At 48.9% G+C, this 19,479-nt stretch carries 15 protein-coding genes; 6 read left to right on the top strand and 9 right to left on the bottom strand.

Features of this window, described 5'->3' with window-relative positions:
• Nucleotides 1–195 precede the first annotated feature (195 nt).
• From FHW36_RS13945 to FHW36_RS13925, 5 genes are all read left to right on the top strand, one after another.
• Nucleotides 196–1,221 carry a sensor histidine kinase gene (locus FHW36_RS13945; protein ID WP_145669866.1) on the top strand — a complete coding sequence of 342 codons (1,026 nt, stop codon included), beginning with the start codon at nt 196–198 and terminating at the stop codon, nt 1,219–1,221.
• The gene (locus tag FHW36_RS13940; RefSeq protein ID WP_145669864.1) at nt 1,218–1,919 is read left to right on the top strand and encodes a LytR/AlgR family response regulator transcription factor; all 702 of its coding nucleotides are present in this window, start codon (nt 1,218–1,220) and stop codon (nt 1,917–1,919) included. Before FHW36_RS13945 ends, FHW36_RS13940 begins: the two co-directional genes overlap by 4 nt.
• A 99-nt stretch (nt 1,920–2,018) precedes the next feature.
• Complete coding sequence (locus tag FHW36_RS13935) at nt 2,019–4,043, top strand: TonB-dependent receptor plug domain-containing protein (RefSeq protein WP_145669862.1); 2,025 nt, start codon at nt 2,019–2,021, stop codon at nt 4,041–4,043.
• 19 nt (nt 4,044–4,062) lie between these two features.
• Nucleotides 4,063–4,701 carry a hypothetical protein gene (locus tag FHW36_RS13930; RefSeq protein ID WP_145669860.1) on the top strand — a complete coding sequence of 213 codons (639 nt, stop codon included), beginning with the start codon at nt 4,063–4,065 and terminating at the stop codon, nt 4,699–4,701.
• 19 nt (nt 4,702–4,720) lie between these two features.
• Nucleotides 4,721–4,969: a hypothetical protein gene (locus tag FHW36_RS13925; protein WP_145669858.1), complete on the top strand. Its 249-nt coding sequence runs from the start codon at nt 4,721–4,723 to the stop codon at nt 4,967–4,969.
• 69 nt (nt 4,970–5,038) lie between these two features.
• On the opposite strand, the gene FHW36_RS13920 is transcribed toward FHW36_RS13925, so the two are convergent.
• The 4 genes from FHW36_RS13920 to FHW36_RS13905 all read right to left on the bottom strand — a co-directional run bounded on the left by FHW36_RS13920 (nt 5,039) and on the right by FHW36_RS13905 (nt 11,619).
• Nucleotides 5,039–6,532, bottom strand: a complete 1,494-nt coding sequence (locus tag FHW36_RS13920) for a RagB/SusD family nutrient uptake outer membrane protein (RefSeq protein WP_145669856.1) — start codon at nt 6,530–6,532, stop codon at nt 5,039–5,041.
• A gap of 11 nt (nt 6,533–6,543) precedes the next feature.
• Nucleotides 6,544–9,717 carry a TonB-dependent receptor gene (locus FHW36_RS13915; RefSeq protein WP_186452430.1) on the bottom strand — a complete coding sequence of 1,058 codons (3,174 nt, stop codon included), beginning with the start codon at nt 9,715–9,717 and terminating at the stop codon, nt 6,544–6,546.
• Nucleotides 9,718–9,956: 239 nt separating this feature from the next.
• A complete protein-coding gene (locus tag FHW36_RS13910) occupies nt 9,957–11,000 on the bottom strand; it encodes a FecR family protein (RefSeq protein WP_145669852.1) in 1,044 nt (347 codons plus the stop codon).
• A gap of 85 nt (nt 11,001–11,085) precedes the next feature.
• Nucleotides 11,086–11,619 (bottom strand): RNA polymerase sigma-70 factor, encoded by a 534-nt coding sequence (locus FHW36_RS13905; RefSeq protein ID WP_186452429.1) that lies wholly within the window; start codon nt 11,617–11,619, stop codon nt 11,086–11,088.
• Nucleotides 11,620–11,867: 248 nt separating this feature from the next.
• On the opposite strand from FHW36_RS13905, the gene FHW36_RS13900 reads away from it, so the two are divergent.
• Nucleotides 11,868–12,869: a S1C family serine protease gene (locus tag FHW36_RS13900; RefSeq protein ID WP_145669850.1), complete on the top strand. Its 1,002-nt coding sequence runs from the start codon at nt 11,868–11,870 to the stop codon at nt 12,867–12,869.
• 74 nt (nt 12,870–12,943) lie between these two features.
• Here FHW36_RS13900 and FHW36_RS13895 read toward each other — a convergent pair whose 3' ends face one another.
• The 5 genes from FHW36_RS13895 to FHW36_RS13875 form a co-directional block, all read right to left on the bottom strand.
• Nucleotides 12,944–14,251, bottom strand: a complete 1,308-nt coding sequence (locus FHW36_RS13895) for a nucleotide sugar dehydrogenase (protein WP_145670247.1) — start codon at nt 14,249–14,251, stop codon at nt 12,944–12,946.
• A 104-nt stretch (nt 14,252–14,355) separates the two neighbouring features.
• Nucleotides 14,356–16,461, bottom strand: a complete 2,106-nt coding sequence (locus FHW36_RS13890) for a copper-translocating P-type ATPase (RefSeq protein WP_145669849.1) — start codon at nt 16,459–16,461, stop codon at nt 14,356–14,358.
• A 9-nt stretch (nt 16,462–16,470) separates the two neighbouring features.
• On the bottom strand, nt 16,471–18,675 hold the full coding sequence (locus tag FHW36_RS13885) for a multicopper oxidase domain-containing protein (protein ID WP_145669848.1): 2,205 nt from the start codon (nt 18,673–18,675) through the stop codon (nt 16,471–16,473).
• Between the two features lie 16 nt (nt 18,676–18,691).
• Nucleotides 18,692–19,192, bottom strand: a complete 501-nt coding sequence (locus FHW36_RS13880) for a DUF3347 domain-containing protein (RefSeq protein ID WP_145669846.1) — start codon at nt 19,190–19,192, stop codon at nt 18,692–18,694.
• Nucleotides 19,193–19,240: 48 nt separating this feature from the next.
• Nucleotides 19,241–19,453: a heavy-metal-associated domain-containing protein gene (locus tag FHW36_RS13875; protein ID WP_145669845.1), complete on the bottom strand. Its 213-nt coding sequence runs from the start codon at nt 19,451–19,453 to the stop codon at nt 19,241–19,243.
• Nucleotides 19,454–19,479: the final 26 nt, after the last annotated feature.

The raw sequence follows: 19,479 nt of genomic DNA, 5'->3' as shown, positions 1-19,479 counted from the left end.
AATAGCAACTTCCGCTCCCCATAATAATGGTATTTTCTCTGAGTATAATAATTACTTCCCATCGCCGTACTTTACGGTCTCATCGCAACATTTACGGGTATTATCTACACCTTTTCCTATATCTTCCTATTTGCAGTAATTTCACGGGGCTACCAGATAAAAGCGAAAAATCAGTAGCTTTAAGGAGCGCAACAAATGAGCATTCGTATTCCATTCAAAAAAATAACTATTGCATTACATATCCTGATCTGGAGTGTACTGCTGCTGCTACCTTACCTGGTGTCCAACGCAGCCAGTCAGTACAGTATTGGCGCTATTCCCGGGCTATTCTTTTCCCTGATAGTAATCATTCACATGGCTATATTTTATATCCATGCGTTACTGATTTACCCGGCCCTCTGTAACCGGCAATACTGGTGGCTGTATGTTCCGGCCGTACTTGTGCTGATCGGTGGCTCTTTCCCGCTGAAATATGCGATAATGGCCAACTGGTTTCCTGACATGCTACAGCATTATTCGGTATACAAATTTGTATTTGCGCCTTCAGTAGGCATCTACTTCATCAGTGTAGTATACTGTAAAGTAGTAGATAGAATACGGGCCGAAAATATCCTAAAGGAGAAACAGGCAGAACAACTCAGCACAGAACTCAAATTTCTCCGGTCGCAGGTAAGCCCGCATTTCCTGTTTAATGTACTGACTAACCTGGTATCGCTGGCCCGGAAAAAATCCGATCAGTTGGAACCTGCCCTGATCATGCTTTCCGATCTCATGCGTTATATGCTGTATGATACCACCGGGAAAAAAGTACTGCTCAGTAAAGAGGTAGCGTATCTCAACAGTTACATCTCCCTGCAAAAGCTACGCTTTGGTAATGATGTTAAAATCAACACGCACATGGCCGCAGATGCAGCCATCGCTCATTACACCATAGAACCCATGCTGCTGATTCCCTTCGTGGAAAATGCTTTTAAACATGGTACCAGCTATACGGCGCAGCCGGAAATCAATATTCGTTTAACCGTTCACGATGCCATCCTTACTTTTGAAGTAGCCAACAAATTTGACAACGATCCGCTGTCCAGCAAAGACAGCAACTCTGGTATCGGCCTTGCCAATGTACAATCCAGGCTACAGCTGCTCTACCCGGGCAAACACCAACTGTCGGTGGTACGGCAGGCTCCTCTATTCCATGTAACACTTATCCTCCAATTATCATGATACGCTGCATTGCCATAGATGATGAAGCCCTGGTGAGGGAACTACTGGAAGATAACATCCGGCAGGTACCTTTCCTGCAATTAGTCACTACCTGCAAAAATGCCATGGAAGCCCTCGCCGTCTTGCAGCGGGAAAAAATTGACTTATTGTTCCTCGATATACAAATGCCTGGGATCAATGGTTTACAGTTACTACAGTCACTACCGCAGCCACCACTGGTCATCCTCGTAACAGCCTACGAATCGTATGCGTTGGATGGCTTCAACCTGCAGGTAGTCGATTACCTGCTGAAACCCTTTTGCTTTGAACGCTTCCTGAAAGCCTGCAACAGGGCCAGCGAATTGTTCCGGCTAAAACAACCGCCAGTAGCCACTCCCCAGGAAGTACCCGCTTTCTTTGTGAACGTAGAATATACACAGGTAAAAATTGTACCCGCCCACGTGATCTATATCGAGGCATTGAAAGACTATGTCAAAATACATCTCCTCCACCACCCCAAACCAATACTCACCCGTATGACCCTGAAAGCCATGGAGGAAAAGCTGCCTGCCCCCGCTTTCATACGTACCCATAAATCCTGGCTGGTGGCGGTCGACAAAATCACCACGATCAAACGCGACCTGGTTTGTATCGGTGACATAGAAATTCCTGTCAGCGAATTTTACAAAGACAATGTCAACAAGCTGCTGAACCAGTAGGCTTTTCCCATTTCATCGCGACACTTATCCATCCTGTCTACACACCAAAAACGCAGTAGCTATTCCCGATAGCTTTGTGGACAGATCATTCTTCAAGCGATGAAAACATGCTCCATCATAGGTTTCCTGTTATTGTTTGCCGTTGGCACACCTGCACAGCAAAAAACGCCGGTAGCCGACAGTACCGTGAAGCCCGACACGACCATCAAAAGTACCAGGGGCTTACGCGAGGTAGTAGTCAGCGCCGGCGCTTTTGAAGCCAGCGATAAAGCCAAAGGCGCTGCCCTTACGCCAATAGATGCCGTCACCGTAGCCGGCAGCAATGGCGATATTTCCCAGGCATTGCGCTCCCTGCCCGGCGCCCAGCAAATCGGCGAACAGGAAGGACTTTTCGTGCGCGGCGGTACCAGCGATGAAACCAAACAATTTATAGACGGCACCCTGCTCAGAACGCCTAACTATCCAGCTGTTCCCGGCGTACCACAATACGCCCGCATTAATCCCTTTCTCTTTAAAGGCATCTTATTCAGCTCCGGCGGCTACTCCGCGTTATACGGCCAGGCCATGAGCAGCGCACTCATATTGGAAAGCGTAGACCTTCCGGAAAAAACGTCGGCCAGCTTCAGCATATTTCCAATGAACCTTTCTGCGGGTATGCAATGCCTGGCGCCAAACAACCGCAGCAGCTACGGCGCCAAAATTTCTTATAGCAACCTCGCATTGTATAACTCCATCGTGCCGCAAAAGCCCGATTTCTATGCCGGCCCCGCTTACCTCGATGGCAATGCCAACTTCAGGATACGTACCGGCAAAACCGGTATGCTCAAATTCTATAGCAACTGGGGCTACAGCGATGTAGGCCTGAACACCCCTGATATCGACAGCAGCGCCCTCAGGGCCGGTTTCCGGGTAAAAGGCTGGAACAGCTATAACAACCTCAGTTTCCGCAGCCTGCTCGGCAACAACTGGAAGATAGAACTGGGGGCGGCTTACAGCTACAACAAGCAACAGAACAGCTACCTGCTCAGTGATGCCAAAGGCGATCCGGTACACCTCCCTGCCGTTCCATTTCTCTATAAAAACGGCCAGCGTACTATCAACACTAACTTTGCACAGGCCAGGATATTGCTTACCCATTTCTTTTCACAGGGACAAGCGCTGCGTGTAGGAGCAGAACAATTCTATACACACGACCAGGGAAATGCCAACGATAGCGCCCTAAGGCTCACCGATCACCTGACTGCTGTGTTTGCCGAAGGGGATATCTACCTGGCCAACAATCTTGCCGCCAAAGCCGGCCTGCGGATGGAGTATGCCAGTGCATTGGGCAAGGTGGTGCTGGCGCCCAGAGTAAGCTTCGCCTACCGCCTCCATAACGGTGGGCAATTTAACCTGGCCTATGGCATCTTTTACCAGGAGCCGGCGAATGACTTTCTCTATCAATCCCGTCAACTGGATTTTTCCAGCGCTACGCACTATGTGCTAAACTATACCCGGAAAGCCAGCAACCGCCTATTCCGCGTGGAAGCATATTATAAACAGTATCAACGCCTGGTTAAAACAGTGCCGGCTCCAGACAATAACGGTAAAGGTTATGCGCAGGGAGTGGAATTATTCTGGAGAGATAAAAAAACGTTCAAAAACCTCGACTACTGGGTCACCTATACGTATCTGGATACCAAACGCAATTTCCTGGACTATCCCTACTCCATCCATCCATCTTTTGCCGCGCCGCATACAGCTACCATCGCGATAAAAAAGTTCCTGCCCGATATCAATACCAGCGTAAATGTATCCTGGGCCTTTGCTACCGGCCGGCCTTACTATCATATTACCAACAACGGCATCACCGACCAGGGCACTACCAATGCGTATAACACACTTAACCTGCACGTGGCCTACCTCTGCTCGTTCTTTAAGCATAGCCGCTGGAAAGACTTCTCTGGTATTGCTGCAGGCATCAACAATATTACCGGCACCCGGCAGGTGTTTGGATATAATTATAGCTATAACGGGCAAATCAAAGAAGCTATAACACCGCCGGCTACACGTAGTGTATTCATAGGAGTGTTTATGAGCTTAGGCATAGACCGTACAGAAGATTTTCTCAACAATGATTTATAAATCTCACAAAAAAAGAAAAATGAAAAAGCTACTCTTCACCCTATTTTCAGCGGTTTTATTGCAGTACAGCACGTATGCACAGTCTGGCAGCTTGTCGGCAGCTATTGCTAAGCTAGACCAGGCACAAACAGTAAAAGACTACGAGCAACTGGAAAAAACATTTACCGGGATCAGCGAACAGCCTACCTGGCTGGCGCCCTACTATGCTGCCTTCTGCAATGCTAAAATCGGTTTCCTCTTACAAGATGATGGCGACAAAATTGAAAACTATGCCAACCGCGGAGAAGAACAGGCCAAGAAAGCACTGTCGTTGCTGGATACAGGCTCCCAGCAAAAGGAAGCGGCGGAAGTGTACACCGTGCTGAGCATGATCTACCGCACCAAGGTATTTATCAACCCAATGACATACGGACGTAAATACGGCATGCTATCAGACCAGTTCCTGAAGCAGGCCACCGCCCTGGATGCACAAAATCCAAGAGCCTTGTACGTATCGGCCTGGGTGAAATATTATACCCCCAAGATGTGGGGCGGCGACAAAGACCTCGCAAAAAAACTCGCCGGCGAAAGCCTGGCTAAACTGAGTACCCCTGCCAATAGCAACTATCCGCGCTGGGGTAAGGCAGAAGACCAGGCCCTGCTGAGCAAATTCAAGTAATCTTTAAATCTGTGTTATTATGGGATTCGTGTTCATCATCATCCTGCGCATATTATTTGCCGCTTGTATGGTGTTTATTATCGGTTATGTTTTTGGCGGCTTTTCGAAAAAACCAGCCCTCCGAACCATCACCAAAGTGGCGGCTATACTGGTGATTGTATTGTTTATCGGCACTAATATGCTGTTGATGCGGTTCGCTTTCCGGCATGCCAATGGCCCCTGGTGCCACGACAGAGACCTGCCAAGAACAGAAATAAAACAGCCCTAGCTGTTCACTTAAAATGGCAGCAGCGAATGACCAAAGTCATTCGCTGCTGTTGTTTTATAAAGGTGGTTATTATTTGTATCCTTCATTCTGCACCAGGTTAGGATTGGCATCCAGCTGGGCCTGCGGAATGGGGAATAACCGACGGAAAGGCTGGTCTGCAGGATGAAACTGCCAGGTGCTATTCCACTTGCCAAAACGCACGAGGTCCTGCCGGCGGCAACCCTCCCAGATGAACTCCCGTCCCCGCTCAGCAAGGAGGTTATCCAGCGTGAGCGTGGTGAATGGGTTACCGTTTTCAAAATTGCGGCTTCTCACCTGGTTTACCAACGCTACTGCGGCGCCTTCCTGGCCGGTGCGCAACAGGCATTCTGCTTTCAGCATTAATGCATCAGCATAACGGAAAATTACCAGGTCGTTGTCCTGGTCGGAATAAGGCGTATTCTTCTGGATTTCATATTTCACAATGCGCACACCCTCTGTTTGCGTAGCATTAGCCAGATCGCCTATGGTACTGGTAAAGACCAGCGGCGCTCCCTGCTCGGTTTTCAACGGCGTACCATCCTGGGCATACTGCTGCCCGATCAGGAACATGGTTTTACGTTTATCATCGGCATCATAGGATTCGTAAAATGCTTTCAGGGTACACCAGCCATTCCACGGCGAGCTGGGCAGCCCGTAGGTATAACGATTGTTGTAGTGCAGCGTAAGGTAATGCAACATCATGCCCTTGGCGTTGATAGCATCGTAGGGCACCACGAAAATATTCTCTTTAGAATTTTCATTTTTTGTAGAGAAGTTAGCAAAGTAATCAGCTTCCAACTGATAGCCCATCTTGGTAACGGAGTCGCACATACGCATACAGTCGGCCCAGCGCTGGGTACCGGTGTACACTTCTGCATTCACATATAATTTAGCCAGCAGCATAAAAGCCATACCCCTGGTTACTTTGCCATAGTTTTTGGTATCCAGCGTGGTGGGCAGCGCCGCCAGGTTATCTTTGATCTCTTTTTCTATAAAGGCAAAAGCCTGTGCCCGGGGCGTATTCTTTGGCGGCTCCGTTTGTGCAAAGGAGGTTACAACGGGAATATTCCCGAAAGCATCCATGGCCAGGTAGTAATGAAAGGCACGCAATACCTTCATCTGCGCAATCAGCTGATCTTTGGTAGGCAGTACGATAGTTGAACCTTCCAGCTTCTGCAGGATGGCATTCACCGGGTTTACCCCATCGCGGTAAATGAAGTTCCACATATCGTTGATATATTGGTGGGTGATCGGAAACTCATGACTGATCAATACCCGCCATAAACCACCTTCATTCCAGTCGGCTCCGCGGGAGGGCACCGTAGTTTCATCGGTGGTGACTTCATTCATTTTCCAGTAACTGTCGCGGTATCCGCGCAACTTGGCATAAGCCCCGTTGGCAAAGGCATTCAGCTCATCTTCCGTCTTCAGGAAATTATCATCAGTACCCCTGTCATAAAATGTTTCATCCAGTTTGGTACAACTGAACAGGGAACATACCATCCCTGCGAGTAAAGTATATGTAAAGAAGGTTGCTTTCATGTGGATTGTTTTTATTTAAAGTTGACCGTAAAGCCCAGTGCAAACGAGCGTGTTTTCGGATAGATATTACGGTTATCGATCCCTGGCGCCAGGCCATCTATGGGCAGTTCAGGGTCGAGACCAGAATACTTCGTGATCACGAACAGGTTTTGTCCTGAAACATATACCCGGGGATTGGCAAACCACTTGCTATGCACTGCCGGGATATTGTATCCCAGTGAAAAATTATCCAGGCGGAGGAAGGCGCCGTTTTCAATAAAGCGATCGGATACATAGGTGCCTTTAATATTGCTGTTGGCATATTTAGCCATGGCATTGCGGCCGGGCAGGCGACTGAAACGATCGCTCAGCACCAGTTCGGTAGCATTAAAGATCTGGTAACCAAAAAGACTGCGCAGCAAAAAGTTCAGGTCGAAGTTTTTATACCGGAAGCTGTTGGCCAAACCCGCCTGGTATTTGGGCAGGCCATTCCCCGCCACGCGGCTGTCGCTGCGGAAATCGAATGTACCGCTGCCGTCGAGGTCTTCGAACTGCTGGTTACCATTTGCATCGGTACCAATGTAATGCGGAATGTAAAACGTACCGATAGAATAGCCGGGCACTACTTTCACAATCTGTACAGCGGTGAGTCCACGCGCACCCACAGTACCATCGTAAATAGCATCGCTTTTAAACTGGTCGTTGGCGATAGACAATATCTCGTTGTAGTTACGGGAAATATTGAAAGACGCACTCCAGCTGAAATCTTTATGATCGATAATAGCGCCATTCAACGACAATTCCACTCCTTTGTTGCTGATCTTACCTACGTTGGCCAGCATGGAAGGGAAAAGATAAGGCGGCGAAGGAACATTGTAATTGAACAGCAGGTCTTTGGTGCGCTTGTCGTAATATTCCAATGTTCCGCTCAGTCTTCCTTTAAACAGCGTAAAGTCTATGCCTGCATTAAATTGCGCGGCCGATTCCCAGCGGAGATTGGGATTTTCATTTTGCCCGATCTGGTAGGAAGTCACCCAGCGCCCATTATCCAGTACCTTACCACCGGGACTATAAGTGAGCGGCGATTTATAGTTCTGGATTTCCTGGTTACCAGTGATACCATAACCTACCCGTAGCTTAAGATCCTGCAACCAGCTACTGTTCTGTAAAAACGGTTCCTGTGTAATACGCCATGCCAGCGAGGCGGAAGGGAAAGTCCCCCATTTCTTGTCTTTCCCAAAACGGGTAGATCCGTCCCGGCGCACAGTACCGGTGAGCAGGTACTTATCGTTATAGCTGTAAAATACGCGGCCGATGAAGGATACCAGGGAATTTTCCTCTGCACCGGATGATACCGCTGGCTGATCGCCCTGGCCAGCACCTAAGTTATTGTAGCCGAAAATATCAGATACAAACTGGGTATTGCCGGCCGACATGCTATTAGCAAAGAAGTTCTGGTAAGAATATCCTGCGGTGGCTTTCAGCACATTCTTTCCCCAGGGCAGGTTATAGGTAAAATAAGTTTCCAGGGTTTTATTATCCCAGGTTTTGGATGCGCGCGTAGCGGTACCGTTGCTGCCGGCGCCTTCTGTTACCGGAGAGTATTTGGAATAATATAACCCGCGATCGCTGGAGGCGCGCTCCAGTCCCAGCAACAGGTCGTAGCTGAGGTGGGGGGTGATATCGTAGGTAGCTTTCGCTGTTCCTATAAAGCGATTCAGCGCCCGCTGGTGTTTAATTTCGTTTGCCAACGCTACGGGATTATAGTTATCGTTGATATCCAGTTTTTCGAAAAAGGAACCGTCCGGGTTATAAGCGGGCGCAGTGGGATTATAGGCGACAGATTGTTCCCAGATGCGGTTATCTCCGTTGCCGTCGGGGTCGAGGCCCTGGTATTTATTCTTCTCTCCCACATAATTCATGGATAATCCCAGGCGCAGGCGATTATCAAACACGCCCTGGTCCAGCGTAATGCGACCAATCATGCGTTCCAGGCCGGAGTTGAGCACAATGCCTTCATTGTTGAGATAGTTAACAGAGGCGCTGTAGCGGGTATTGGCCTTGCCACCGCTCATAGAAATATTGTGGCTATGGCTGATACCTGTACGGGTAATAGCTTTCTGCCAGTTGGTAGCAGCGCCCAGGTCGAAGCCTGCGGGATCGATGCTATTATCTTTCAGGTATTGGCGATAGGCAGCGGCGCCGAGGACATCATAGGTATTGGAGAGCTTTTCCATGCCGATATAGCCACTGTACGAAACCTGGGAGGCGCCGTCTTTACCACGGCGGGTAGTAACGATAATAACGCCATTAGCGCCCCTGGAACCGTAGATGGCTGCTGCAGAAGCATCTTTTAATACATCGATAGATACGATATCATCGGGAGGTACGGCATTGATATCGATACCCGGGATACCGTCTACCACGAACAGCGGCTGACTGCTGGCCGATAGAGAAGAAGCACCTCTCAGGCTGATGCTGATCTTACCGTTGGGATTGCCGCCGGGTTTACTGATCACCAGGCCGGCTACTTTTCCCTGTAACACCTGTACCGGGTTGCTGATGATGCCTTTGTTAAACTCCTTGGGTGTTACGCTGGCGATAGACCCGGTGAGGTCTTTTTTCTGTGTAACGCCATAACCGATTACCACCACTTCCGTGAGAGCGCTGGATGATTTTCTTAGCTGCACTTCCATATTCGCTTTGGCGGGCAGTTCCAGCGGTTCATATCCTACATAGCGAAACAGCAGGATGCCATCGGCAGGTGCGTCGAGAGAGAAGTTGCCGTTGGCATCGGTCACCGTACCGATGGCGGTACCTTTCACCTGTATCGTAACGCCGGGCAGGGCGGCCTGGTCGTCGATGCCGGTAACGCGGCCTTTTATTTTTATATTTTCCCAATGGGTATTTTCTGGGATGATCACCACCAGTTGTCCTTCCAGTTCTTTATAGGTAAAGCCGGTGCCGGCCAATACCTTGTCCAGTACCGTTGGCAGGGGTGCTTCCCAGGTATTGACGCTCACACGCTGTTGCAGGTCTACCTTACGGTTGCTGTACAAAAAGCGGACATCCGACTGTCCCGCAATGCGGTCCAGCACTTTTTTCAGCTCTGTATCTTTCAGGTTAAGGGTGATGCGCTTCTGGGAATACCCGGTGGCAGCCACCTGCATACATGAAAACAAGACAATAAAGAATGATAGCTTCATAATGATCAAATACTTGCGCATAGCCGTGCTTCGCCGGCATGCATCCGATTGGTTGACTTTTTCCATAAATTTGTGATAACGGGTGATAAAATAGCAAGGCCCTGCCGTCTGTTCCAAAAGGGGCCGGCGCTTTGCTGATTTGCCTTACACAGGAAATGTTAGCCGCATTTCCTGTTTTTTTTCATTGGACTGTGTTACAGGTTTTTAGTTTTTCATAAACGCTTTTTAAGTGAACGTGTTTAATATATAATGATCTGCGTGCCTTTATTTTCAAAGTGAAAATCCTCCGTCAGCTGTAACGCCTGTAAGGCCTGTGTAACTGATTCGGAAGCAAAAGAACCGCTGAATACATACTGTTTTACAGCATCGTTCCGGAATACGATCTGTATCCCATACCAGCGTTCGAGCAAGATGCCCAGCTGCTGGAAGTTGACCGAATCGAACTGCAGCCGGTTACTCACCCAGGCGGTTTCCCGTAAGGTACTGTCTATCGCCGGCTGCATCCCTGCTTTGGCAGTAACCGCTTTAGATACCACTGGTTTTATCTCCAGCTTCCCTGCCGGCAGTTCCCGGAGCTGGTTACGCGCCACCGCTATTTTTTCGTAGGGGCGTAACCGTATTTTATCATTGGGTGTCTTATCAGTGTATACTTCTACGGCTCCCTGCAACAGGGTAGTTTCAAACAGGGCGTCCCCGGGATAAGCTTTTACATTAAAGGCAGTACCCAGGGCGTGTATGTTGAGGTGATCGGCATGTACTGTAAAGGGGCGGGCCGCATCGGGCGCTACTTCAAAGTAAGCCTCTCCTTCCAGCCATATCTCCCGGCTACGGGCATTCAATTGACAGGTAAGCCGACTGGAAGCATTCAGGTGTACGATGCTACCATCGCTGAGGATAAGCTGTCTCCGTTCTCCATTGCGGGTGGCCACCAAGGCGGCGCCAGCAGCAGATTGTCCGCCATGCCACCAGGCCTGGTAACTGAGCGCGCCCAGCAAGCCGGCTACGGCCGCGGCAGCCGCCCACTTCCACCAGCGCATCCGCTTTATCACCGGGGCGTTCCCTGTTTCCTCTGCCGCCAATGCTGTTGTCATCATTTTATCAAAAACACCGGCAGCGGGTGCTTCCGGCGCCGGCGGCGACTGCCAGTATTGTTCCAGCAAACCAAGCTCCGTTCCCCATTCAGGGTGTTGCTCCAATAACGCCGCTAACTCCTGCTGCCCGCTCTCATCCAGCGTGCCGCTCAGTTTAGCGGTGATCAATTCATCCAGGCGATGCGCATTCATGTAAGATCGGTTTAATCGACAAAGGGTACCTTACCGGATAGACACCAGGAAAGAGACAATTACTTACAAGCGGAGAAAAAATTTTTCAGCGGCCGGGGATGGGCTGGTTAAAACCGCCGCCATATTGATGTAATGCCTGTCGCAGGCGACTGGTAGCCCGTACCAGCTGGGTTTCTACTGTACGGGGAGAGATCCCCAGGATATCGGCCACTTCTTTATACTTAAATCCTTCTTCCCGTACCAACCGGAAAATGGTCCGCCCCTGGGGAGAGAGGCTTTCCACGGCCCTATCCAGCCACCGTTGCATTTCTTTCCATTCCAGTTGCGGATGCACCTCATCCTCGGCAGGGAGCGCGTCTTCTGCCTCCAGCTCCAGCCATTGATGCTTTTGCTGGTCGCGGTGATGATTATAACAACGGTTACGTACGGCCGTATATAAATAGGTTTTAAAATACAGGATGGGATCTTCCTGTTTCCTGTTTTTCCAGAGCTGAATAAAAACATCGGCTACCAGTTCTTCCGCCGCTTCCCGGCTGATCGTCAGGTCCATGGCAAACCGCACTAATCCCGGGTAAAAATGATTAAACAGCTGGCGGAACGACTGTTGATCGTCCTCCATACAAACAGCTTTCCACAGTGCCTTTAAATCGATTCCTGGCATAGACTGTCAAAATAGGTAATTAAGAGCAGAAAGCGGAAAGCAGCAAGTAAAAAGCTATTGTAGAGAATGATTTTAGCGGGTATTTTTGGGTCATTCACGTCAGTAGCTTTTTGTTCCTTTCCGCTAACTTGTCATAAAAAAACGCCACTTAAATGCCAAAACGACATCTGCAGTAAACTGGAAATATATTTGACCCGCTAAAGATTATGGATAACTCAATTTCATTTCTTACGCACCAGGCGTCGAAAGACAGGAGTTTATTAGATGCCTATTCTCAGACCGTTACCGGCGTGGTAGGTACGGTGGCTGAATCTGTGGTACATATAGAAGTACAGAAAAAGATAAAGGCAAATGATCCGCGAACGCGGGATAAGCGCCCGCAAACAGGCGCAGGTTCCGGCTTTGTTATTTCCTCCGACGGCTTTGTTATTACCAATCACCACGTCATAGAAAATGCCGACAGCATCCGGGTATCTTTTGCGGATGGTCGTAAGGTAGCGGCAGAAATCAAGGGGACCGACCCGTCTACCGATGTTGCGGTATTGAAAATTGATGAAACCGGGCTGAAAGCCATGCAGCTGGCGGACTCGTCTGCGCTACAGGTAGGGCAGATTGCTATTGCCATTGGTAACCCAATGGGACTGCAACATACCGTTACTGCGGGCGTAGTCAGCGCCCTGGGGCGTACGTTGCGCGCAGCCAATGGCCGGTTGATCGACAACGTTATTCAAACGGATGCCGCCCTCAATCCCGGCAATAGCGGCGGACCACTGGTTAATTCGGAAGGCCAGGTAATTGGCGTTAACACGGCCGTAATTGCCGCGGCGCAAGGCCTTTGTTTTGCCATCTCCTCTAACCTGGCCGCGCAGATAGCCGGTCAACTGATCCTGCATGGCAAAATCAGGAGAGCCCAGCTGGGAATAGCCGCTCAACCGGTAAACCTCAGCAGCCGTATGATTGCCGCCAATAAACTGACCACCCAAACGGGCGTATACATTTTTGAAATTGTACCGGACGGAAATTTCTATAACAGCGAACTGCATATCGGTGATATCATCGTTGCCTTCGACCAGCAACCTGTAGCCGCTGTGGATGATCTCCATCTCCTGCTCTCTGAAAAACAAATTGGCAGAAGAATACCGGTCACTATTTTGAGAAATGGCGCCAGACAAGTGGTAGAAGTAATTCCAGGGGAAATCAACCAGTAAAAAGATGTAAAAAAAAATGAGGGCGTTTCCACAACAGAAACGCCCCCATTTTTTAATTTACTATCACAACTATCTTATAGTCTTCCATCTACCAATCCCCGGTCTATACAGGCTTTGGTATCGAAGATAACGCCATTGTTGCGCCGGTGCTTCGCGAAGTCAAAGCTCAGGAACTCTTTATGTGCCACCGCCACAATAATGGCATCGTACACCGCTCCTTCGTCAATAGCACCTAAGATCTTCAGTCCATATTCTGCTTCCACTTCCGCCGGATCGGCCCAGGGATCATAAATATCTACTTTCAGTCCAAACTGTTTCAGCTCGTGGTAAATATCCACCACCCGTGTATTCCGTACGTCCGGGCAATTTTCCTTAAAGGTAATACCCATGATCAACGCCCTTGAGCCCTTGATCTTATGGTCTTTGTCAATCATCAGCTTCACTACCTTGTTGGCTACAAAGTGACCAATATGATCATTTACCCGGCGGCCCGACAAGATCACCTGTGGATGATATCCCAGGGATTCCGCTTTATGCGCCAGGTAATATGGGTCTACCCCTATACAGTGACCACCTACTAACCCTGGTTTGTATTTCAGGAAATTCCATTTGGTGCCGGCAGCCTCAATGACATCGTTGGTATCAATACCAATTTTGTCGAAGATCAATGCCAGCTCATTTACAAAGGAAATATTCACGTCGCGCTGAGCATTCTCAATGGCTTTGGAAGCCTCCGCTACCTTCAGGCTGGGCGCTTTATGGGTACCAGCTGTGATAATGGAACCATATAACGCATCTACCTTGTCGGCGATGGCCGGTGTAGAACCACTGGTCACCTTTTTGATTTTGGTCAGCGTATTCACTTTGTCCCCAGGGTTGATACGTTCCGGCGAATAACCCACGAAGAAATCAGTATTGTACACCAGGCCGGAAGTCTTTTCCAGAACGGGCACACAGTCTTCCTCCGTACAACCGGGATAAACAGTGGATTCATAAATAACCAGGTCTCCCTTCTTCAATATCTTTCCCAGCATTTCAGAGGCTTTCAGAAGCGGGCCTAAGTCTGGCGCTTTAAAAGCATCTATAGGCGTTGGCACGGTAACAATAAAGACATTGTAGTTGCGCAGATCTGCTGTATCGGAAGAAAAAGAGAGTCCGACCGTTCCCTGGGTTTTCAATGCCATCACCGTCTTCAGGTCTTCCATATTGGCTTCCCGGGTGCGGTCAGCTCCCGCCGCCAATTCGGTTACCCGTTCCCGGTTAATGTCAAATCCCAGCACATCGTATTTTCTGCCAAACTCAATAGCCAGCGGTAATCCAACATACCCCAGGCCGATAACTGCCAAATGTATATTCTCCAGGCTTTGGATATTCGTCACCATATAATATTTAAATCCTCTTTTTGTTTTTACCCTGCCTTTCCATGGCAAAATAGTGATCAGTGCACGAATATACATAATATCACAATGTGACTTCCAGCCCCTGCTTATTTCCCCCCGTTCTTTACCTTCAGGAGACTGGCATTAATCGCTACCACCACAGTGCTGACGGTCATCAATACCGCGCCGGCAGCGGGACTCAGCAAGATCCCTTCTTTATACAGCACTCCCGCTGCCAGGGGAAGAGCGATGACATTATAGCCTGTTGCCCAGGCCAGGTTCTGCATCATTTTACGCCAGGTGGCTTTTCCGAATAATACCAGGTTCACCACATCCTGGGGATTGCTGTTGACGAGCACAATACCGGCGGTTTCGGCTGCAATGTCGCTGCCGCTGCCTATTGCAATGCCCACATTTGCCTGGGCCAGCGCCGGCGCATCATTGATACCATCTCCCGTCATGGCTACAAATTCCCCCTGCTGCTGCAGTTCCTTGATCTTGTCCAGCTTCTGATGTGGCAACACTTCGGCAATGAAGCTGTCCATGCCCAGTTGCTTGCTCACACTTTCTGCCACCACTTTATTATCGCCCGTCAATAGAGTAGTTTTGATATGATTGGCCTGCAACGTGGCAATGGCGCCTGCCGATTCTGGTCTTATCTGGTCTGCCAGGGCTATAAATCCCGCGATAGTATCGTTTACCACTACATATACCAGCGTTTCTCCTGCCTGTATGTTTACCACCGGTGCATTGCTAAACGCCGTGGTAGCATATCCGGGGCTTACCACTTGTACCTGTTTGCCGTCCACGCTGCCGGTGATCCCCTTCCCGGTAATGGCCTGGATGTTGGCGGCGGCGGGTAAGGATAACTGCAATGCCTGCGCTTTACTGATAATGCCCGTGGCAATAGGATGCTCCGAACTTCCTTCTACGGCTGCGGCCAATTGCAATACCGTTTCCCTGGATACACCCTGCTGTAGCGACTCAAACCGTACTACCTCAAAACGGCCGACGGTGAGCGTGCCTGTTTTGTCAAATACGATCGTAGTAATGTTACGGGAGTTTTCAAAGTCGGTGCGGTTCTTAATCAGCAAGCCATGCCGGGCCGATAAAGCGGTAGAGCGGGCAATGACCAGTGGTACCGCCAGTCCCAGCGCATGCGGACAACAGATCACGATCACCGTTACCATACGTTCTATCGCAAAAGCCAGGTCACGGCCACTTCCCCACCAATATAAAAAGGTGACGATACCCGATAAGATGGCAATACCGGTTAACCAACGCGCCGCTTTGTCGGCCAATAGCTGTGTTTTTGACTTCGACTGCTGCGCATCCTGTACCAGCTTTACTACCTGCGACAGGTAAGAGTTGGCGGCGCCGTGCGCAACGGCCACTTTAATAGCACCGTTACCGTTAATAGATCCTGCGATCACATTATCATTCTTTTGCTTTTCCACCGGTTTAGATTCCCCGGTTAGCATGCTCTCGTTCAACCAGGTGGTCCCTTCTATCACCTTACCATCTGCCGCCACTTTTTCACCCGGCTTTACCAGGATCACGTCGCCTTCTTTCAACGTAGCAGTTTTTACATCCATGATATGTTCCCCATGTACCAGGTGAGCGTCGTCGGGCATGAGCTGTACCAGCAACTCCAGCTCCCGCGAAGCACCGGCTACCGACTTCATCTCAATCCAGTGTCCCAGCAACATGATGAGAATCAGCGTAGTCAGTTCCCAGAAAAAATCCATTCCCTTCAACCCCGCTACAGTAGCTACGCTATAGATATAGGCTACCGTGATGGCGAATCCTATTAGTGTCATCATGCCTGGTTCCCAGCCCCTCATTTCTTCCCACCAGCCTTTTAAAAATGGCCAGCCTCCGTAGAAAAAGACTACAGAAGAAAGCAGAAGCAGCAGGTAATTATCTCCCGGAAAATGGATACTAATACCTAACCAATGCTGGATCATTTGCGAAAGCAACATGACAGGCAGGGTGAGTACCAAGACCACAAAAAATCGTTTTCTGAAATCTGCAATCATCATCGCATGATGATCGTGATGGCCACCCTGACCACCGTGATGGTCGTGTTGACTGTGTTTGCCTTGTTGACCATGTTGGCCCTGGTGCTGATGTTCACTGTGTTCCATAGCACTATGATCATGGGATTTTCCTCCGTCCATGTGTGTGTGATCGTGCTGATGCTGATGTTCCATAATAAAAAATTAATAGCTTAAGGTAATTCCCGCTCCAAGTCCCATATCACTATCATAATGTGTTGAAAAAGCAAAGTTCCTGGTAACGATATACCGGAAACCGGCCATATATTCCTTGTCGGTGTTGACCATAAAGCTAAACCGCAAACGTTTGGTAACCGGTACATCATCGCGCATCAGCTGGAACCGTACCCGGCCATCGGTATCTACCGATGCATCGGCTACAATCAGCATGGGCAATGTATATTCCAGGCCCACATGAAATACCTGCCTGAAATCTTTCGTATTACGTTGTCCGAATAAATTCTTTTCTTCTTCATGCATCTTACGGTAACGCATATCCCAACCAATGTAAGGAAACAGCCACTGCATTTTCCCCAGGTAACGTCCAAAATGGCTTTCACTTTCATAACCATGACGGTCATTCAATCCCAGCCTCCACTCAGTAGATAAGCGGTAACGCGTGTTGGCCACCATGATTTCTCCATCACTACCGGTGCTCTCCAGTCCTACCCTCGCCATCGCATGCAACATGCGATCATCTTTCTTCAGCATACGGTACGCCATAGCAGGATCCGGCACCTGTGGATTGGGAGGCGAGTCTTCATAGCTGAACACTCTTCCCATGCCGCTCATCATATGATACAGGATATGACAGTGAAAAAACCAGTCGCCACTTTCCGTTGCGGCAAACTCAATCGTATCTTTTTCCATCGGCATAATGTCCAGCACAGTTTTCAGTGGTGAATATTCACCCTGACCGTTCAGTACCCGGAAAAAATGCCCGTGCAGGTGCATCGGGTGCCGCATCATGGTGTTATTGTACAGCACAATGCGTACAATCTCTCCCTTTTTTATAAGGATCTTATCGGTTTCTGATACGGTTTTGTTATTGATACTCCATACATAACGGTTCATATTGCCTGTTAGTTCAAATTCCAGCAGCTTCACCGGCCCCGGCGGCAGCGTGGTTTTCTCCGGCGCCCGCAGCATGCCATAGTTGAGGGTTACAATATCCCCGGCGCTGCTGTCCATTTGCATACTATGCATATCATGTTGCATGGGCGCTGGTTTTTCTTCCCCGGTTATTTCAGGATACATCACGGTATTCATATCCATTTCCTGGTTGGTCATCTGCATACCACCGCTGGTATCGAGGTCGCCATTCATCTTCATCATGTCGTTCATCATCTTCATACCCTCGAAGTATTTGAGGCGTGGCAGAGGTTTGGCAGCCATTTTCATGCCCTGCCCCAACCACAGGGAGGTAGAGCCGGTGCGATCTTCCGCAGTGGCCATAAACTCGTACTGCATGTTGTCGGGGATGGTCACCTCCACATCATAAGTTTCTGATACACCCACGATGAGCCGGTCTACTTCTACCGGTACTACTTCTGCGCCATCGTTAGCTACAACTTTTATTTTGCCTCCGGCATAGTGCAGCCAGAAATAAGTGGAAGAGCTACCGTTAATCACCCGCAGCCTTACTTTGTCGCCTGCTTTAAACTGCGGGGCTTCATTGCTCGCTTTACCATTGGTCAGGAAGCGGTTATAGTACACATCGCTCACATCCATGGCGTTCATGCGTTTCCACTCGTTGGTCACTTTGGTACCGAAATGCTTGTGTTGTACCGCCTCCGAGTAGCTTTGTACAGATCCTTTCTTAATGGCAAACCAGTCGTTAGCGTTGTGCAGGTAGCGGTTTACCGTATGGGGATGCATGTCGGTCCAATCGCTGAGTAACAATGTATACGCTTTACCGGGAGTTTCATTTCTTTTATGAAAGATCAGCGCGCCATACATACCGCTTTGTTCCTGGAACATGGTATGACTGTGATACCAGTAGGTGCCATGTTGCACGATCGGGAAGCGGAATTTATGTGTTTGTCCGCCTTTAATCGGCTGGGTAGTCAGGTAAGATACGCCATCTTCCTGGTTGGGCAGGATTACGCCATGCCAGTGGATAGAGGTTTCTCCTTTGAGGGTGTTGTGTACATAAATTTCGGCAGTGTCGCCTTCGGTAAACTCCAGTGTAGGTCCGGGTATGGATCCGTTAATGGCCAGTGCATGGCTGTGTTTACCGGAATAATTTACCATGGTATCGCCTACATAGAGTTCGTAGCGTACCACGCGGGGTGGCTGGTTTAAAGAAGCCTGTGCGGCAGCAATGCTACACAGGCTCATAAAGGTGATATACAGAAAAAGTGCTCTCATGATGGAAATTAAAAAACTACTGAATGGTATCGCTTACTTTTCCGCAGGTCAGCATCTGGCTGCCGAAGTAAGGATTTTTGATGGCATTGCTGCTGCTTAACCAGTATGCTTTTTTCATGGGGCAATATTCCTGGTATACTGGTTGGGCAGATAAAGATACTGCTTTGGCCAGTTGATAAAAGTTATCGGAAAATGTTTTAAAGTAAGCCCGTTGTTTGCTGATATCTTTTGTATCGGCAATGGCCTGAGCGTCGGCCGCCAGTTTAGCTGAAAGTGGCATATACGCATCATGTGCAGCAGCAGGCATACTATTCATATCAATGGCGGCAGCAGTTTTTACGAAAGCGGCAGCTTCTGCGGATGCGGTACCGGCATTGCTGCCAATCAGTGCATCTTTAATATTGTAATACTCCGTCAGCAAAGGCGATAATTGTTTGGATACAGGGCGATCCTGCGCCATGCCGGGTTGTAAAAATGCTGCTACCAGTGCTATACCTGTCAATAATATCTTTTTCATATGAATCGGTTTTAATGTTGAATAATTGATGCCTGCGGCTGCTTAATTTTATGCCAGTGATTCTGCTCTATAGCCGGCTTTTTCTATGGCGTTGCGTACTTCGCTCTTATCGATATTTTCTTTGGCGATGGTTAACACTTTATCAGGGCTCTGCAGATCTACTTCCCAGTTATCTTCGCCTACCAGGCTGTTTAATACGGGAGTTACAGTGGCTATACATCCTGAACATTTGATATTGGTTTTGAATTGAGTCGTTTCCATGATATACTGTTTTTTATATTGTTATT

It is taken from the genome of Chitinophaga polysaccharea, assembly GCF_007829335.1.
GTDB classification, from domain to species: Bacteria; Bacteroidota; Bacteroidia; order Chitinophagales; family Chitinophagaceae; genus Chitinophaga; species Chitinophaga polysaccharea_B.
Note: the sequence above shows the minus strand (reverse complement) of the source record. Positions and strands in the feature narration are given on the sequence as shown.

Coding starts and splice junctions, on each gene's coding strand:
- FHW36_RS13905 (WP_186452429.1), bottom strand. CDS start 11,619: ATGGAGGACGATCAACAGTCGTTCCGCCAGCTGTTTAATCATTTTTAC.
- FHW36_RS13920 (WP_145669856.1), bottom strand. CDS start 6,532: ATGAAAGCAACCTTCTTTACATATACTTTACTCGCAGGGATGGTATGT.
- FHW36_RS13915 (WP_186452430.1), bottom strand. CDS start 9,717: ATGAAGCTATCATTCTTTATTGTCTTGTTTTCATGTATGCAGGTGGCT.
- FHW36_RS13890 (WP_145669849.1), bottom strand. CDS start 16,461: ATGGAACATCAGCATCAGCACGATCACACACACATGGACGGAGGAAAA.
- FHW36_RS13930 (WP_145669860.1), top strand. CDS start 4,063: ATGAAAAAGCTACTCTTCACCCTATTTTCAGCGGTTTTATTGCAGTAC.
- FHW36_RS13940 (WP_145669864.1), top strand. CDS start 1,218: ATGATACGCTGCATTGCCATAGATGATGAAGCCCTGGTGAGGGAACTA.
- FHW36_RS13875 (WP_145669845.1), bottom strand. CDS start 19,453: ATGGAAACGACTCAATTCAAAACCAATATCAAATGTTCAGGATGTATA.
- FHW36_RS13895 (WP_145670247.1), bottom strand. CDS start 14,251: ATGGTGACGAATATCCAAAGCCTGGAGAATATACATTTGGCAGTTATC.
- FHW36_RS13925 (WP_145669858.1), top strand. CDS start 4,721: ATGGGATTCGTGTTCATCATCATCCTGCGCATATTATTTGCCGCTTGT.
- FHW36_RS13910 (WP_145669852.1), bottom strand. CDS start 11,000: ATGAATGCGCATCGCCTGGATGAATTGATCACCGCTAAACTGAGCGGC.
- FHW36_RS13885 (WP_145669848.1), bottom strand. CDS start 18,675: ATGAGAGCACTTTTTCTGTATATCACCTTTATGAGCCTGTGTAGCATT.
- FHW36_RS13935 (WP_145669862.1), top strand. CDS start 2,019: ATGAAAACATGCTCCATCATAGGTTTCCTGTTATTGTTTGCCGTTGGC.
- FHW36_RS13945 (WP_145669866.1), top strand. CDS start 196: ATGAGCATTCGTATTCCATTCAAAAAAATAACTATTGCATTACATATC.
- FHW36_RS13900 (WP_145669850.1), top strand. CDS start 11,868: ATGGATAACTCAATTTCATTTCTTACGCACCAGGCGTCGAAAGACAGG.
- FHW36_RS13880 (WP_145669846.1), bottom strand. CDS start 19,192: ATGAAAAAGATATTATTGACAGGTATAGCACTGGTAGCAGCATTTTTA.